The organism is Methylobacterium sp. 1A, assembly GCF_058072805.1.
In genome coordinates, this window is sequence record NZ_JBYQVE010000001.1 from 912,387 (window position 1) to 929,189 (window position 16,803).

The 16,803-nt window shown below is 64.1% G+C and carries 15 protein-coding genes and 2 pseudogenes; 1 reads left to right on the top strand and 16 read right to left on the bottom strand.

From position 1 onward, the window contains the following. Positions 1-111: 111 nt before the first annotated feature. The 15 genes and pseudogenes from ACX9MN_RS04480 to ACX9MN_RS04550 all read right to left on the bottom strand — a co-directional run bounded on the left by ACX9MN_RS04480 (position 112) and on the right by ACX9MN_RS04550 (position 14,263). The gene (locus ACX9MN_RS04480) at positions 112-855 is read right to left on the bottom strand and encodes a glutaredoxin (protein ID WP_331327830.1); all 744 of its coding nucleotides are present in this window, start codon (positions 853-855) and stop codon (positions 112-114) included. A 77-nt stretch (positions 856-932) separates the two neighbouring features. After that, positions 933-1,208: a DUF305 domain-containing protein gene (locus ACX9MN_RS04485; protein ID WP_419512419.1), complete on the bottom strand. Its 276-nt coding sequence runs from the start codon at positions 1,206-1,208 to the stop codon at positions 933-935. Positions 1,209-1,308: 100 nt separating this feature from the next. After that, a complete protein-coding gene (locus ACX9MN_RS04490) occupies positions 1,309-1,521 on the bottom strand; it encodes a heavy-metal-associated domain-containing protein (protein WP_331327829.1) in 213 nt (70 codons plus the stop codon). Between the two features lie 648 nt (positions 1,522-2,169). Continuing rightward, positions 2,170-3,087: pseudogene (locus tag ACX9MN_RS04495) on the bottom strand (glycosyltransferase family 87 protein); the annotation flags it as partial. A gap of 76 nt (positions 3,088-3,163) precedes the next feature. Next, positions 3,164-3,568 carry a GtrA family protein gene (locus ACX9MN_RS04500; protein ID WP_331327827.1) on the bottom strand — a complete coding sequence of 135 codons (405 nt, stop codon included), beginning with the start codon at positions 3,566-3,568 and terminating at the stop codon, positions 3,164-3,166. 1 nt (position 3,569) lies between these two features. Then, positions 3,570-5,066, bottom strand: a complete 1,497-nt coding sequence (locus ACX9MN_RS04505) for a UbiA family prenyltransferase (RefSeq protein WP_489723810.1) — start codon at positions 5,064-5,066, stop codon at positions 3,570-3,572. 633 nt (positions 5,067-5,699) lie between these two features. Further along, on the bottom strand, positions 5,700-6,434 hold the full coding sequence (locus tag ACX9MN_RS04510) for a DUF4396 domain-containing protein (RefSeq protein ID WP_331327825.1): 735 nt from the start codon (positions 6,432-6,434) through the stop codon (positions 5,700-5,702). Between the two features lie 8 nt (positions 6,435-6,442). Next, positions 6,443-8,872, bottom strand: coding sequence for a heavy metal translocating P-type ATPase (locus ACX9MN_RS04515; RefSeq protein ID WP_419512422.1), 2,430 nt, complete (start codon positions 8,870-8,872; stop codon positions 6,443-6,445). A gap of 99 nt (positions 8,873-8,971) precedes the next feature. Continuing rightward, entirely contained in the window at positions 8,972-9,469 is a 498-nt protein-coding gene (locus ACX9MN_RS04520) for a DUF305 domain-containing protein (protein ID WP_331327823.1), read from the bottom strand. Positions 9,470-9,524: 55 nt separating this feature from the next. Then, positions 9,525-9,857, bottom strand: a complete 333-nt coding sequence (locus ACX9MN_RS04525; RefSeq protein WP_331327822.1) for a four-helix bundle copper-binding protein — start codon at positions 9,855-9,857, stop codon at positions 9,525-9,527. A 510-nt stretch (positions 9,858-10,367) separates the two neighbouring features. Then, positions 10,368-10,841 (bottom strand): hypothetical protein, encoded by a 474-nt coding sequence (locus ACX9MN_RS04530; protein ID WP_331327821.1) that lies wholly within the window; start codon positions 10,839-10,841, stop codon positions 10,368-10,370. A 90-nt stretch (positions 10,842-10,931) separates the two neighbouring features. Next, positions 10,932-11,144, bottom strand: coding sequence for a heavy-metal-associated domain-containing protein (locus tag ACX9MN_RS04535; RefSeq protein ID WP_331327820.1), 213 nt, complete (start codon positions 11,142-11,144; stop codon positions 10,932-10,934). A 225-nt stretch (positions 11,145-11,369) separates the two neighbouring features. Continuing rightward, a complete protein-coding gene (locus ACX9MN_RS04540; RefSeq protein ID WP_331327819.1) occupies positions 11,370-13,079 on the bottom strand; it encodes a DUF2326 domain-containing protein in 1,710 nt (569 codons plus the stop codon). Further along, complete coding sequence (locus ACX9MN_RS04545) at positions 13,069-13,311, bottom strand: hypothetical protein (protein ID WP_331327818.1); 243 nt, start codon at positions 13,309-13,311, stop codon at positions 13,069-13,071. Before ACX9MN_RS04545 ends, ACX9MN_RS04540 begins: the two co-directional genes overlap by 11 nt. After that, a complete protein-coding gene (locus ACX9MN_RS04550; protein ID WP_331327817.1) occupies positions 13,304-14,263 on the bottom strand; it encodes an SMEK domain-containing protein in 960 nt (319 codons plus the stop codon). The genes ACX9MN_RS04545 and ACX9MN_RS04550 overlap by 8 nt, the downstream gene beginning before the upstream one ends. A 159-nt stretch (positions 14,264-14,422) precedes the next feature. Between ACX9MN_RS04550 and ACX9MN_RS04555 the strand changes: the two are divergent. Continuing rightward, positions 14,423-14,518 (top strand): annotated as a pseudogene (locus ACX9MN_RS04555) (arsenical resistance protein ArsH); the annotation flags it as partial. 125 nt (positions 14,519-14,643) lie between these two features. Here ACX9MN_RS04555 and ACX9MN_RS04560 read toward each other — a convergent pair. After that, entirely contained in the window at positions 14,644-16,773 is a 2,130-nt protein-coding gene (locus ACX9MN_RS04560; protein ID WP_331327816.1) for a heavy metal translocating P-type ATPase, read from the bottom strand. Positions 16,774-16,803 lie beyond the last annotated feature (30 nt).

Consider the following 16,803-nt stretch of genomic DNA (forward strand, 5'->3'; position numbering starts at 1 on the left):
TGCGGCTGCCAAGTCACCTGCATCAACAACAGCGGCGGGCAGGCGCCCTCAAGCAAGAGCGACGCGACGGAGAGGGCATGGAGAGCGAGCTCGCCGCGGTGAAGACGGCACTCAATGGTGCGCCGCCAGCATCCAGAGGGCCATGGCTACCATCATCACGTTCTCGGTGAGCGAGACGAAGCCCAATGGCACCTTGCTCGATCCGCCGACGCAGGCGCATTTGATGTCTCGCTTGTCGATGTATACCGCCTTGAACACTGAGACCGCCCCGATCGCGCCGATGAACAGCGCCACCGGAATCGAGATCCAGTTCAAGGCGCCCGCCACCATCAGCACGCCGGCGATGCCTTCCAGGAAGGGGTAGGCGTAGGCGTAGCGGACCCAGCGTCGGCCGACCAGGTCGTAGCCCAGGAACATCGAGGAGAAGCTCTCCACGTCCTGAAGCTTCAGGAGCGCCAACACGCACATGCTGAAGGCGATGAACCACTCCGCCGCGCGCATTGTGAATGGCGTGCTGTAGACGGCGTGGCTCGCCGCCAGGGCCATCAGCGCCGTCATCGAGAAGACTGCGATGACCGGCACATAGGTCGTGGCGTTCGGGTCGTTGGCGGCCTTGCCGAAGTGGCGTTGCAGATCGTCGAAGCCGCCGACGCGCTCGCCGTTGATGAAGGTCTGCGGCGTCGACTTGACCTGGTGCTCAGCCTTGAAGCGGTCGGTCTCCGCCCGGTCGGTCAGGAGATGGTCCTCGACCTCGAAGCCCTGACGTTCGAGGAGGTCCTTGGCCTTTAAGCCGTAAGGGCAGGTGTGTTCGGGGGTGACCATCCGGTATAGGACGGCCTTACGGGCGGAATGCATCTCGAGCTCCTAGGCGGACGAAAACTGCATCGGGGAAACAGGCTGGGACCCCCTAGGGGCGGCCCCGGGATCGGCGGCTACTTCCCGTGCCGCTTCAGCCACGCCTCCATATCGAAGATCTCCGTGGTCTGATCGTCGATGATCTTCCGGACCATCGCCTTCGTCGCGGGGGCCTTGACGTGCTTCAGCGCGACTCTAGCCATCGCGACCGCACCCTTGTGGTGCGGGATCATGTGCGTGTGGAAGTCCACGTCCGGGTTGCCGCTGTAGGGGAAATCCATGTCCTTCATCATCGCCACGTCGGCGGCCTTGAAGTCCCTTGTCGCGGCGCCGTCCCTCGGAGCCGGCTTCATCGAGCCCATGTCCTTGCAGGACATGGAGCCGTGGGACGGGACTATGTCCGCTGCAGGGACGGGAATGTCGCACCCACGGTCTGGTTGCCGCGGCCTCGGTTCAAGCCGCCGCAGGCAGTAGTTTCGCCGGATAGCCGGCGGCGATGATGGCGTCGGCAATTCGGTCGGATTGTATGGTTGCGCCGGACACGGTGACGAGCTTCGTCGCCAAGTCGACTTCCACGTTGGCCCCTGGCTCGACAGTTTGCACAGCGGTGGCTACGGACTTGGCGCAGCCGCCGCACCCCATCTTTTCGACCTTGACGCGGACCATGACGCTCTCCATCCGATGACGTCCCGACGAGATAAGGCTTCCCATCGTTGGAAGGTCAATGGCAGCGGGGAACTCCGTCTCGTCCGGGTGGCCACGGCCTTTGCTGCAGCACGATCCTGCTAGTCGTGTCGGACGCTCCTCCAGATGCGCTGGCCGGTATAGTGGCCGGTTGAAGCGACTCGAGCGGCCGAAGCAAAGAACTCGAAGGCAGCTGTCCTAAACAGCTAAGTGGAGTTGCCGCGAGCTCCTCCGGCTCCAAGCGCTGGCTCTTAGGGCATACGCGGTAAGGACACAGGCGACGAAGACCGCGATGCCGTTTCTGCCGCTGAGAAGTATCTGTGCACCCTCGAGCACCGGCCAAGTCGGTGAAACGACAAAAGGCACAATGACAGGCAACGCGAATACCCAGAAAACGGCGCACCATGCTGCTGCAGCCATTATCCAGCGCCCTCGCTCTATCCGGGCTGCTGCTGAAGCGCGCTGCGCGCACAAAATCGACCCGTAAAGGGCGGGCCAGATCAGAATCAAGTGGTCACCTTCCAAAAGCGGACCACAGCTCAGAGCGAGGCCGACTGTAAGGCCAACCTCGGCGAGATGTCTTCCGGCATTCAAAGTGTCATCGGCGGTCTCCGCGCGGTCGCGGTATGCCGCGATGGCGGTGAGGAAAATTGATACGGCAACTATGGCAGCTAGAACGCTAACGAACTGCGCCAGCATGGGCGCGTCGATCCATGGAACGCTAAATGGATTCTCGGTGAAGAGGCGCTTGGCGAGAGCGGGCACCGACTGGTGATCGGGTCGCGCGCCCGCCGGTAGGGTGGTGTAGAAGGCTGATGCCGCGATCCAACCTCTGACCGCCGCCAGAGGGCTGCTGATCAACAGGAATGGGCCGGTAAATAGGACGGCTGCCATGCCTGCGGTTATGGCGGCCGCCCGCCATCCGCGCCGACATAGAAGATAAAAAATCAGCACGCCCATAAATGGTTTGCAGACGATGACGAACGCCCATGCAAGCGCGCCACGAATGGTCGCTCGATCGAGGAACGATCGGAGACCGATCAGAAGAACAAAAAGCAAGAGAATATTGATCTGCCCATGAAACAAATCGGAGCGGATTGCACGGCTACACAGAATTGCGCCGGTCGCGAGCAGCAGCCATCCATCAGACATGATGCGCCCGAAGCGGCGCATCAGCAGTACGCATCCGGCTATGAGCACTAGGTTCAAGCACGGCCAGAAGATCCAGAGCTTGCCGTAGCCTATGAACTGGCCGATGACCGCAACCATCACGCCAAGAAAAGGCGGGTAGGCAAATGGATCTCGACCGTCAACTAGAACATAGGGATTTTGTCCCTGTGCTAGTAGTTTGGCGGCGTCCAGATATAAATCGAGATCCGCTGTAACAGGCCAGCCGGGCTGCTTTGCAATAACAAATAATACGCTCGCCGTGCCTATGAGAATGAGCGCCATGCCCATCAGCATTGCAATGCGTTCGGACCTTGTGCTTTCTTTGTGTATAATTGCGGCGATGTTGGGTGCGGCAAACGCACTGCGTAGATTGAGCATTTTTCGCTCCAGTGTCGCCTCAGTTATATGCGTTTGTTAAAACAAAAGCCTAGATCATGCAGGCGTTGGATGTGGATCACGCAGTGTTGAAGGTGATTGTCTTATGGCCAAGATAATTTGCGACTGCTCCAACGGCGATGCCGATCGCATGAGAAGCTGGCGCGGCGGCAGGGAAGCCAAGCGGTAAAAGAACAAGATCGCATGTGAATGTGGCTACAGCGACCGTCACCGCACCCCCGATGAGATTCACGACTAGAAATCCGCAAAGTTGCGCGAAGAGCGTACGGCGCGAATCTGGAAACACGAGGCTCCGATAGGCGAAAAAGCCGAATATCATCCCCGTCGCGGTGGCTGCCGCAACGGCGGCCGAGTAAGGCATCGCAGCGCTGAAAACGAAGCGTGCGACCCAGCTCAATCCAGCGGCGGAGCCGCCGGCGAACAGGAACCGAACGCGCCGGTCGAAGTGGTCAAGACGCCACATCTCAGGCCGCGATACCCGCCCAGGCCAGCACGAAGCAGACCGAGAGCCCGCTTCCTGCCGCAAGCGCGAGCCTGTCTGTCAACGCGAAGACAACTGGATCGTCCTGCAATTCGCCACGCTGACACGCAACCCAGATCCGTCCCACGATGATCGAGAGCGCGACAGGGAAACCCCAAAGCCAAGCGACATCGCCGTAGAAAGTCTGCTGGAATGCGTCGTTGATGATGTAGAATACAAGGACAAGAAGCGCTGATGTACCTGCTGCTACACCCGCCGCGAGCACCAGCGGTAGGTCTGCCGCGAAATAGCCGCGTCCGTTGATTCTCGCCGTTCCACGCTCGATGGCACGTGCGATCTCCGTGTGTCGCTTAGCTAGTGCCAACGACGTGAACAGGAATATCGAAAATACGAACAACCACGGTGAGGCCTTGGCCGCAACCGCGACCGTGCCGACCGCGAGGCGGAGCGTAAATAAAAGGGCCAGTGTCAACGCGTCGAGTAGAACGACACGTTTGACGTAGAAGGAATAGAAGAGCGTCAAGACTGTATAGCAGGCCAACATCAGGACGACCTTGGGCCCGGCCGCCGCCCCGAGAGCGAAGCCGGCGGCCAGGCCGACCGGGACTGCTGCAAAGCCGACAACCATCGGCAATCGCCCGCTGGCGAGCGGACGGTTCCTTTTGGACCAGTGCCGACGATCATCAGCGACGTCCCAGATATCGTTCAGTATGTACGTCGCAGAGGCGATCAAGCTAAGGGCTATGAAGCTAAATATGAGCTGCCAAATCGCAAAAACGTCGAAAATACGCCCAGCCAGAACAGCCGGAACCAGAACCAACGCATTCTTCGCCCATTGATGGGGTCTCATGCTTTCGATGAGAGGCCCAAGATATGAAGGACGATGGAAGATGCCAATGACATTTGCGACGGCGCTAGCTGCTTTCTCGACTCGACTTGATGCTTCAACCACTATGGCCTGTCGAGCAGCATGCCACACAGGCAGGTCGGCCCTACTATCTCCAGCGTAGTCGAAACCCAACGGGAAGCGACGAGCAAGCTCAGCCGCCTTGGCGTGCCCCTTCAGATTTGTCGTACCGTCACTCGCGATGACTGTCGTTATGAACGGGAACCGCCGGGCGATCTGAGCAGCCGTCACGTTGTCGGTCGCCGTCGACATATGTACCGGCCGGCCGCCGTTAGCCTCAGCCTCGGCGAATTCAATCAACTCGGCATTGACCGGCAGTGTATCTATGTCCAGCCTCGCATCTTGTGCCATCCGCCGCTTCAGATAGGCGCGCCCGCCAAAGGACCAGTATGCGATTTTGAAGATGTTCAAAGGGTCTGCTCGAACGAGAGACACGGCCTTCTCGTAAAGAACATCTGCGCGCAGCAGCGTACCATCGAGATCGAGGATCAATGGAACTTGGTTCGATGTCGATGCTGTCGACTCCGCCGCCGTTACCACCGTGGTTGCTGGATCGATTTGCGCCGTCAGCATTCGCTCGCCTCCGAAGCCTGATCGCACTCATCACGGCTCCTTCAAGGAGGAAAACGTATTCTTTGGGAGTAGATGAATATGTTCCTATTCCAGCTGGAGTAGGGTGCGACTGCAAAAGAGAATGGTGGATACTATGTGCCCGCCATAGCGGTTTCTGATGACCTGAAGGCATTTGGCGCAACACGAGGATCCGGAGCGCCTTCGGCAAGAGCTTCGAGTGCAGCTCGATAAAGGCACTTCGCAAGCCGAATCGGCCAGACGGCACCGCGAGAGCAGCCATCTAAGCCAAAGGACGTATTTCGTGGTACGAGCTTGTAGCCATACTTAAGCAACCGGGATCGGCGCGGCGGTCCCGAAGGTCGGCATGGGCTAGACCTATGCCGGGCCTCTGCGATGCCGCGTGCTGTTCCGGCTCGGGCCGGCGGGCAGGCGTCCATGCTCCTGTCGAAGTGCAACCGCTGCGAGCGACCCATCCGCGCCGATGCGTCGAGGTGCCCGACGTGCTTTGCCGTCGTCGGGCCGGACCCGCGCCCGGCTCCTAGGGACGAATTCGGCTACCGGATCGCCATGCTGGCGACCACATGCGCAATCCTCGTCTACCTCCTCTTGATCCGCCGGTAGGCGTCGGCCGGCCTACATCCGCTCCTTGATGCCGGAGCCGACGAGCCACCAGTTCACCGGGTAGCTGGTCAGGAATCCCGCGACCATGGCAGCCTGCATCGCGAACCAGAACTCGATCGAATCGACCGGTGCCCGTTGGCCGGCCAGATGCGGGTAGAGCCAGAACTGCACCAGCGCCATGAGGCCGTACATGCCGACCTGCCAGGCGATCAGCGACGCGGTGTCCGCCTTGACGGCCGCCACTACCCCCTTGCCCGGCGAGAGGCCTCGCATCGGCACGATGGCGTAATACTGGAACACGATGCCGAGGGCGTAGGCGAAGACGAAGTCCAGCGCCCAGACGGCGTACATCTTCTCCTCGAAGAGCGATTGCCAGCCGAACCAGACCGCCACCGCCGGCACCAGGAAGGCGAGCCACTCCGCGGCGACGTCGCCCAGCATGCAGCCGCTGCCGCAGTGGAGCGCGCCCTTGCCGACCATTACCGGGAACGGGGTGCCGGTCATGTTCGGCGGCTTCTCGCCCCGTTCCTCGGCGTGGTGGTGCGCCTCCATGGTCGCTAGGCGGCCGTAGCGGAAGTAGGCCCAGACCACGACAAGCGTCCCGAACAGGGCGCTGACCGGCCAGACCACGTTCATCACGGCCATGTGCTGCGGATGGCGGATCACCTGCACGGACAACACCAGCGAGCAGGCGGCCCCCAGGAGCAGCGCGCCGATCGAGAGGGCATGCAGCCAAGTCGGGAACATAGGTGCTCCTAGCGAGCGGCGGAAGGGTCGAGCTTCGCCGAGCGAAGGCGCAGGGCGTTGCCGATCACGCTGACCGAGGACAGCGCCATGGCGGCCGCCGCCAGGACGGGCGAGAGCAGGATGCCTAGGAACGGGTAGAGGATGCCCGCCGCCACCGGCACGCCGGCCGCGTTGTAGATGAAGGCGAAGAACAGGTTCTGGCGGATGTTGCCCATCACCGCCCGCGACAGCCGCCGAGCCCGCACGATACCGAGGAGGTCGCCCTTCAGCAGCGTCAGGCCGGCGCTCTCGATCGCCACATCCGTGCCGGTGCCCATGGCGATGCCGACGTCCGCGGCCGCCAGCGCCGGGGCGTCGTTGACACCGTCGCCGGCCATCGCGACCACCTGACCGGCCGCCTTGTGGCGCTCGACCACGGCGGCCTTCTGGTCGGGCAGGACCTCCGCCTCGACCTCCTCGATGCCGAGCCGGCGCGCCACCGCCTCGGCCGTCGTGCGGTTGTCGCCGGTCAGCATGACCACCCGGATGCCCTCAGCCCGAAGAGCGGCGAGCGCCTCCGCCGTCGTCGCCTTGACCGGGTCTGCGATGGCTATGACCCCGGCCACCCGGCCGTCGACGCCCGCGAAGATCGCGGTTGCGCCGTCACGCCGGAGTTCGTCGGCCTCGGCTGCGTGGGTCGAGACGTCGACGCCCTGCTCGCTCATGAAGGCCGCGTTTCCGAGCGCGACGCGCCGGCCCTCGACCGTGCCGAGAGCGCCCTTCCCCGTCGGGCTGTCGAAGTCCGTGACGGGGGCGGTCGCGATCCCGCGCTTCCCGGCAGCAGCGACGATGGCGAGGGCGAGCGGATGCTCGCTCGCGCGCTCGACGCTGGCCGAAAGGCGCAGCACCGCGTCCGCGTCGAATCCGTCAGCCGCCACTACCCGCATTACGGCGGGCCTGCCCTCAGTCAGCGTGCCGGTCTTGTCGACCACGAGGGTCGTGACCCGCTCCATCCGCTCCAGCGCCTCGGCGTTCTTGACGAGGACGCCGGCCCCGGCGCCCCTGCCAACGCCGACCATGATCGACATCGGCGTGGCGAGCCCGAGCGCGCACGGGCAGGCGATGATCAGGACCGCCACTGCCGCCAGCAGCGCGTAGGTGAAGCGCGGCTCCGGCCCGAAGACCATCCAGGCGAGGAAGGCGAGCACCGCCACGCCGATGACCGCCGGCACGAACCAGCCGGCGACGTGGTCGGCGAGGCGCTGGATGGGCGCGCGCGAGCGCTGGGCCTCGGCCACCATCTGGACGATGCGGGCCAGCATGGTGTCGCGGCCGACCTTTGTCGCCTCGACGACCAGCGATCCGGACTGGTTGAGGCTGCCGCCGATGACGGAGGCGCCGGCCTCCTTGGCGACGGGCATCGATTCCCCCGTCACCAAGCTCTCGTCGACGGAACTGCGGCCTTCAACGACCGCGCCGTCGACCGGCACCTTCTCGCCGGGGCGCACCCGCAGGCGGTCGCCGACGGCGATGGCGTCGAGCTGCACCTCCTCGTCCATGCCGTCGAGCCGGACGCGTCGCGCCTTCTTCGGCGCGAGGTCGAGCAGCGCCCGCAGGGCGCCGCCGGTGCTCTCGCGTGCGCGGAGCTCCAGGACCTGTCCGAGGAGTACGAGCACGGTGATGACGGCGGCCGCCTCGAAGTAGGCCGGCACCGCCCCGCCGTGCCCGCGCAGCGCGTCGGGGAACAGACCGGGGGCCAGCGTCGCCACAAAGCTGTAGAGGTATGCCGTGCCTGTCCCGAGAGCGACCAAGGTGAACATGTTGAGGTTGCGGGACAGCACTGAGTGCCAAGCCCGAACGAAGAACGGCCAGCCGGCCCAGAGCACGACCGGGGTGGCGAGCGCGAGCTGGATCCAGTTGGAGGTCTGCTGGCCGAGACGTTCCGTCAGGCCGAACAGGTGCCCGCCCATCTCCAGCACGAACACCGGCACGGTCAGGAGCAGCCCGACCCAGAACAGGCGCGTCATGTCGATGAGTTCCTCGCTCGGGCCGTCGTCCGCGCCGACCATCGCCGGCTCAAGCGCCATCCCGCAGATCGGGCATGCCCCGGGCCCGACCTGCCTGACCTCCGGGTGCATGGGGCAGGTGTAGATCGAGCCCTCGGGCACCGGTTCGGTCCTCGTCGCCGCTTGGGCCGGATCGACGTAGCGGACCGGGTCGGCTTCGAACTTGGTCCGGCAGCCGTTCGAGCAGAAGTAGTAGGGATGTCCGTCATGCTCGGCCCGGTGCTCAGTCGCGTGCGGGTCGACCATCATCCCGCAGACCGGGTCCTTCACGCGGTTGGCGCCGGCGTCGTTCGCCGCCATGCCGGCATTGCCGTGCGCTTGCGAGGCGGCGTGACCGGAGTGGTCATGCCGGTGCCCACCGGAGCAGGCGTGGTCCGCCCTGGCGGGATGCATCTCGGACGAATTGGTCATGGGAGCCTTCGCGCGACTTCAGTGTCCGTGGCCCGCGCCTGACGGCGCAGGACGGGCCACGGACAGGCAATATTTTCGGGGTTACTGCTTGCCTTCCTTCCGTGCATTCCTGTCGAGCCAGGCGGTGAGCTCCTTGATGCTCTTCTCTTGTTCCTGGATGCTCCTCTCGGCGATCTTCTTCGCCTCGGGATTGTCGCCGTTCTTCAGCCCGACCTGGGCCATGGCGATGGCACCCATGTGGTGCGGGATCATCGCGCAGATCCAGGCGACGTCGGGATCCCCGGCCATCATGCCCTGCATCATCGGGCCGTTCATCTGCATCATGGCGTGCTGCAGGCCCTTCTGGGCGTTAGTCTCTTGGCCCGACATGCCCTGCATCGCCTTCGACATGTGGTCCTGCATTTCCTTCATTGAAGCTTCCTTGCCGGCCGACGCGGCCTTGCAGGCCGCGGGCAGCTCGAACGAGGGGGCCTGCATGGATCCGTGATCGTGGGAGCCATGATCGTGGTCCGCGGCGAGGGCCGTGCCAGCGCCGGCCAGCGCCAGCGTCGCCGCGAGGGTCAGGGTTGAAACGCGCATAATGATCTCCTTCGGGCTACGAAGCGCAACGGCCCGCTCGGCCGCCCCGCAGGGTTCAGGCGGCCATCTTCCGGCAAGTCTCGGCGCAGCGGCGGCACTGCTCGACGCAGTCCTGCATGTCGCCGACCTGCTCGCAGCTGCGAGCGCAATCCTCGCAGACGTCGGCGCACTCGGCGCAGGTGTGCTTGTGGTGCGCGGTCCCGAGCAGCATGAAGTGCGCCGAGGTCCTGCAGATCTCGGCGCAGGCCAGCATCAGCCGGAAGTGCTCCGGCTCGACATGCTTGCCGCCGGCTGGGAGGCAGTGGTTCGAGGCCATGCCGAGGCACGTCTGGTAGCACCGCAGGCACTCGTCGATGCAGGACTGCATCTCACTCGACATCTGGTGCATTCGATATCTCCGCTTATAAATTGGGGTTCCTTGTACCATGGATGAAAATACTAATCATCTATGAGAATAGTATTCGGGCCATGCCGGTACTCTAACTGATAAAATAGCAGATAGTTCAAAAGTATCTTTCCAAGTACTCTGAGCTAAGTGGGCCTGTTCCGAGGGGCGGAAGGTCACTGCGACCGATGCCGGCCGCGCCGGGCCGACCCGTTCACGATCCGCACGGCCGGAATGCCGCGGGGGTACGGGCATTGATCCCCCCGCGTCTCCCGAGCTCCATGCCGGGGCGCTCGCCACCCGCGGATTTGGGTCCGCTGGAACCAGACCGGGCCATGCCGACGTGAAGCATGAACCCCGGTGCGGTCCGAGAGAGCGGCCTCAAACGGCGCCGACGCGCCGAAGGCGGAAAGACGTTCCGGCATGCAAAGGAGGTCGCGCGGCAGGATGTCCGAGTGCGGACCACGTTGGCGGTCGCACCTCGGGCGTCGCGCGCCTCAGGCGCGCCTCATCTCACGCGAGGGTTCGTGGTGGTTTGCGTAGCGCCTCAGGGCCGATGCCCGCGCGACCGGGTAGGTCGTGCGGAATCAGCACGGCCGCCCGAACTACGGGGGCGACCAAGGATGCGTCTCCGGCGACGATGCCGACCGTGCCGCAGACCATCGCCCCGCAGCAGCCGCGCTTACAGGCGCCGGGGCAGCAGCCTCGGTCGGCACCCGCCCGAAGCGAGGCGGTCGACCGACCGGCCGCCGCCTGGAGGCGGGGCGCTGCCAGGAGTTTCACCGGCATCTCTGCGATGCGCGACGACGTGACGGGAGTTAGGTTCTCGTTGGAAGCGGACGCCGTAGGGACAACTGATACCGCGCGCTTGTGGCCGGCGCAGTGGACGTGTCCCTCGTGTGCCTCGACGGCGAACGGCGCGACGAAGGCGATGATCGCGAGGATCATCACCGCCATCGAACGCACGATGTGCCTGTCGAAACCCATGCCGTTCGCTGATCTCAATCCCGAATGCCGGGACGGCGTCGCCCCTGGCACGTGAATGCGCGCGGCTGGGTTTGGTTGCCCCCGCTCGTTTCACGTCGTCGTGCCGAGCGGCTGGGCCGGGTAGCCCGCGGCGGCGATGGCCTGGGCGATGGAACCGGCCGGACCGGCGGCGTCGGATACAGTCACCAGCTTGGCCCCCAGGTCCACCTCGACTCGGGCGTCCGGCTCGATGCCGTGGACGGCGCGGGTCACGGACTTGGCACAGCCGCCGCAGCCCATCTTGTCGACCTTGTAGCGGTACATGACGCACTCCTCGTGGTAGCGTCCAATACAAATGGGGCTTCCAACGATGGGAAGGTCAAGGACCCGGGAGCGCGTAAGGGCAAGCGGCACCAGTCTCGCTCCGAGCGCAGGCCTCCGACAGCTTACAGAAGCGCGGGACGCAGCTATGCAGGGCGGGCGAGTGGCGGAACCAGCCTTGAGGTGATCATGGTCGAGTTCCAATGATCCGGATCCGAGCCATCGATCCTAGCCAAGTTCCTGATATTGAGTTTTGAGAAAACGATTGCTTTTAGTGAAAGAGGCTCTGACACTCTGTTCAAGCTCGTAGTACCATACTTCCTCTCGGGAATGCTCGATGCGGTCGACGTTCAGCGTCAGGATATATTGTTGGTCTTCGTCGAGCCTTGCGCGCGTGAGCACGAATTCCAAGCTCTTTTGCAGAGTGTCGTCGTCGACATCGAAGATGTTGTCGTGAACCAGAATGCCGGGATGGCGGGATTTGGTGTACTCGTTCAGCAACAGCGCTATATCGTAGATGAAGACTTTTTCTCTCTCGACGCTATGACTGCCGTCGTCGTCGATCCGCAGAACGATGTCGACGACGTGTTTTCGGGAAGTGGTCCGTACCTCGAACGAAGCTTTACGATTGCCCTGGATGAACTGGTGGATTGCGAGGATCGTCCGTTCGAAGGATCGCAGCCGCTCCGCGGCGGCCGAGATGCTGGCCTGCAGCGCCAAACGTTCGGCCTCAATCTCAGACCTTTTGGTCTGCCGTTCGATCAGCAGCTGGTCGTAACGGCCGAAGAAACTCCGGAGTTGTCCGAGTTCATCGCTCTTGGCCTGGAAGGAGGCGTAGGTCTGGCGCAGATTGCGCAGCTGCCCTTTCTGGTCGAGAACGGCAACGAGTTTGGCGTACCTGCTGTCGAGCTCCGCGAGCTGTCTGTTCAGTCCTCGGATCTCGACGTCCACCACTCTCGACTTCTCATCAAGAAGATGTCGCTGGAACTGCTCGATCTTGGACTTGAAGGAGATCACCTCCGTGAGTTCGCGGACGATGCTGGCACCCAAGCCGGCGCGAAGCTGATCGTAGAAGTCGCGGATCTCGTCGCCGTCTATGCCGGGTTCGAGGGCGATCGGCGCCAGGTTCGCGGAGCGCCGAACCAGCACGTCCTTGCTGCGGCGCAGCTCCGACATCCGGTCCTCGATCTCCAGGATCTCGCCCTTGACGATGTCGTAGGCCGGGGCGTTTTCCAGAGCATCGATGCCTTGACGGATCGTCTCGACCTCCTCGTCGAGGGCATTGAGGTCGGACCGGGCGTCGTCCAGGTTCTTCTGGCGGACGAGCTTCACGCTCTCCTTGATGCGAGCCTCCTCGATGGCGATCGCATCCAGTTCCTTCTGGATCCCCTTGATGGCACGGTAGATGTCGAGATCGATGCCCAGCAGCATGAGATGGGGAGCGTAGTTGTCCGGGATGCGGGCCTTGGTGTCGAAGCAGGATACGATTGACTTGAACTCGGATCGTTCGTCGCGGATCAGCGGCCCCAGCATCTCCCGAAACCCCACCTGCGCCTCTTGGTCGGGAAAGAGCCTGCCCGTGAGGAAGTCGGTCGCATCCTTGAGCTTCGCGTAGACCGTCTCTCGTCCGTCCACGATGATGCGAGGGTGCTCCGCCTCTTCGAGGGATCGCTTGATGGTATAGTGGATCCCATGCAGCTCGAAATCGACGCAGATGAATGTGCGCGGGTCGAAGCTCTCCCGCGGGATCTTGGCCACTCGGCTCTCGCCCTTGCGTTTGAGCAGGGCGAAATTTAAGAATTCGATGCAGAGCGACTTGCCGACACCGTTATTCTTGGAGCTTGTGGCATCGCTTTCACCAAGGATCACATTGATCCCCGGCGTGAAGACGATCGGGTCGATCGTGGCCGGCTCGGTGAAGAGGCGCTCAATCAACATCGCGGGCGATCAGATATGGCTCTTCGAATTCGATGAGGCCGACTGCGTACAGAAAGGTGATACCATAGAAGAATGAATTCCAGGCAAACCAACTCTCGCGCTTGAAGCGCTCGACGACGTCGAAGATGCTGACGCGGCCCTTGCCGGATTGTCTGATATAACGTGCGATCTCGAAGCCGACGATCGCGGGCGATTTCTCGAGGGCCTCGTCTTTTAGAAAGATGCTAGGCATCGAGCGCGCGCTTGTTCGGGAACACGTTGCAGGCGATCAGCTGGTTGATGAGGTAGTATCGGATGGCGCCATCATCGAAGGCAACCTCGCTGCTGCCCATCATCCTGAGAACCTTCCCGGCCAGCGCCTCTAGTGCGGCTTTGGGATCGCCTCCAAGCTCGCTAAGGACGCGGTCGCTCCAGTTCATGAGGTAGACCTGGAGCTTGCGGACACGCACGTGCCCGAGGTCGGCATGTCTGTTCACTTCAGCCAGCGCGCGTCCATATATCTCGTGCAGGTCGACGAACTGCTGCTCGAGAAACGCAGCGTGATCCGCGAAGCGGTCGCGGATCTTCCTATTGGGATCCGGGTCCTCCCGATTGTCGCCCGCCAGAATCCCTTCCTCGGCGGCGCTGAGAACCTCGATGAGACGGATCAGCGTACAAACCTCGTTCGACTGCCGGGGCTCGGGAAGGGCCAACTCGCTTCGCAGGAAGTCGCAGCAGCTCTCAAGCTTGCTCGAGGGAAGATCCGCGATCTTCCTCAATAGTTCGTGAATGTCCCAGACGTCGTCCACCAACGACATGCTGAAGACGCCCTCGCCGCCTAGGGACAACTCGCGATATTTAAGCTTTTCTCCGATTATCAGGACCACCAACCGGTCGTATCTGCCATCGAGACCGCTCGCTACGAAGCCCATGTGGGTGTGCTTGATCTTCGCGAGTTCCGCGGTCGAAGTCACCTGTATGGCAATCCGTTCGTCTTCGTCTCCGAGGTCGATCGCGCGCGCGTTCTTCTCGATGATGTTGATGTTTCTAAGCTGGTATCCGAGCGCTAAGTTTAAAAAATCTCGAAAGAATGTCTCCGCATGAACGTTGACGTCTTGTAAGTTAAGGCTATTGAGCTGCCCAACTGACATCCTTAGTTGCGTCAAGTAGTGCAAAATTACGTCGAAAAGGCTTGCGCGGTTCATGGTGTCTGCAGATGGTCGCTTGAAACACACGAGTCTTAGCGGCGCAACGCAACCTTAGCTACGCCGATTATGCCGTTCTGTTGTCATTTGCCCCTGCGGCTTAGGGGGCTTGGCGGGCCGAGGAGTGCGACCCTCCCGCTGTCTTTGTCCCGCCGCCAATCCGAGGGCAGCGCGCGTCCGACGCAGTGGCGCTCGCTTACGATCATGCAGGTGTCCGGCGGTTCGCAGGGCCGCAACGCCGTGAACAGCCGCCGACGTCGGATCCATCAAGCGGTGGACCCGATACGATTGGGTGGCGGGGCCTGATCTTCCTCCATACAGGGGACCGCCGTGGCACGTCGGCCGCGGCGTGCGACTATACCCCTGCCTCGGCGACGGCATCATTCGTGCACTTGTAGAAGCCGCAACGCGTTCGCAGTCACCAGGACCGTGGCGCCGGTGTCGGCAAGGATGGCCGGCCATAGCCCAGTGACGCCCAAGACCGTAGTCGCTAGGAATACCGCCTTCAGGCCGAGAGCGATGACGATGTTCGCCCGGATGTTGGCTAGCGTCCGGCGCGAGAGTTCGACCATGCGCGCGACGTCCGCGACGCGCCCGTGCAAGATCGCGGCGTCCGCCGTCTCCAGCGCGACGTCCGTGCCCCCGCCCATCGCGATGCCGACGTCGGCCGCCGCGAGCGCCGGGGCGTCGTTGATGCCGTCGCCGACCTTCGCCACGACCGCACCGCCGGCCTGGAGTTCGCGCACGATCCGCTGCTTGTCCTCCGGCAGGAGCTCCGCCCGTGCCTCGATACCGAGAGCACCGGCCACGGCCCGGGCGGTGCGCGCGTTGTCGCCGGTGAGCATGACGGCGCCGATTCCCGAGGCGGCCAGGCGGTCGACGCCGGCCGCCGCGTCGGCCCGCGCCTCGTCACGAATGGCGAGCAGTCCGGCGAGGACGCCGTTTACCACCAGGGCCGACACCGTCTTACCCTCGCCGTTCAGGGTGGAGACCCGGGCCTCCTGCTCGGGCGAGAACGCCGCGCGGGCCGCCGCCTCGCGCGGCGAGCCGAGGAACAGGTCCAGGCCTCCGACCTTGCCGGTGATCCCCTTGCCGCCGAGCGCCGTCGCGCCGAACGCCGGGGGCACCGGCGCCCCGGCCTCGGCTGCCTTGGCCAGGATGGCCCGGGCGAGCGGGTGCGAGGAGCCGCCCTCCAGCGCGCCCGCCAGCGAGAGCACATCCCGCTCCGGGCGGCCGAACGCCATCACGTCGGTGACGACGGGCATGCCCTCGGTCAGGGTGCCGGTCTTGTCGAAGGCCACAGTCGTCACTGCGGCCAGCCGCTCCAAGACGGCGCCGCCCTTGATGAGCAGACCCCTGCGCGCGCCGGCCGAGAGTCCGGCCGCAATGGCCGCCGGCGTCGAGATGACCAGCGCACATGGACAGCCGATCAGCAGGATGGCCAGCCCCTTGTAGACCCATTCGTCCCAAGACGCCCCGGCAAGGAGCGGCGGCGCCACGGCGACGAGGGCGGCCACGGCAACGACTGCGGGGGTGTAGACCTTCGAGAAGCGGTCGATCAGGCGCTCGGTCGGCGCCTTGGCGTCCTGGGCCTCCTCCACCAACCGCACCACTCGGGCGATGGTGTTGTCCCGCGCCGCTGCGGTCACCCGCACCCGGAGGACGGCATCGCCGTTGACCGTGCCGGCGAACACGGCGTCGCCAGCGATCTTGCGACTCGGCGCGCTCTCGCCCGTCACGGGTGCCTCGTCGACGGTGCTCTCTCCCTCGACCACGGTGCCGTCGGCCGGAAGGCGATCGCCCGGTCGCACCAGCACGGTCGCCCCGACCCTCAGGCTCGCGGCCGGCACCTGCTCAGTCGCGTCCCCCCGCACCAGCATGGCGGTGTCCGGCACCAGCCCGGTAAGCCCGCGGATGCTCGCCCTAGCCCGACCGGCGGCGACACCCTCCATCACCTCGCCGACCAGGAACAGGAAGACGACGGTGGCGGCCTCCTCGGTCGCCCCTATAGCGGTCGCGCCGACGGCGGCAATCGTCATCAGCGTCTCGATGGAGAACGGCGTGCTGTTGCGCGCGGCGGCGAAGGCGCGCCGGGCGACCGGCACCAGGCCGACCGCCATGGCGGCGAGGAAGGCCCAGCGCTCCGTTGCTGGCGCGGTATGCCCGATGGCATAGGCCAGCACCAGGGCCGCGCCGCAGGCGAACGCCAGCAGTGCCTTCGGCGTCTGCCACCAGGATCTGTCCGCAACCGCGTCGTGCGTCCCGGCCTCAGGGTCCTCCGCGCCGTAGCCGAGGCCCCGCACCGTCGCGGCGATGGCCCCGGCGTCCGCGCCGGGACCATGCCGGACCGTGAGCGTCTCCGTCGCCACCGAGACCTCGACCCGCTCGATGCCCGGCAACCGGCGCACGGCGGTCTCGACCTTGGCGGCGCAGGAGGCGCAGTCCATGCCCGTCACGCGCAGGCGCGTCGGGGTCCGCCCGGTCCGGTCCAGGGTCGTGGCTTCGCTCATCACGGGTGCCTTCCGCTCTCTCGCGAAGAC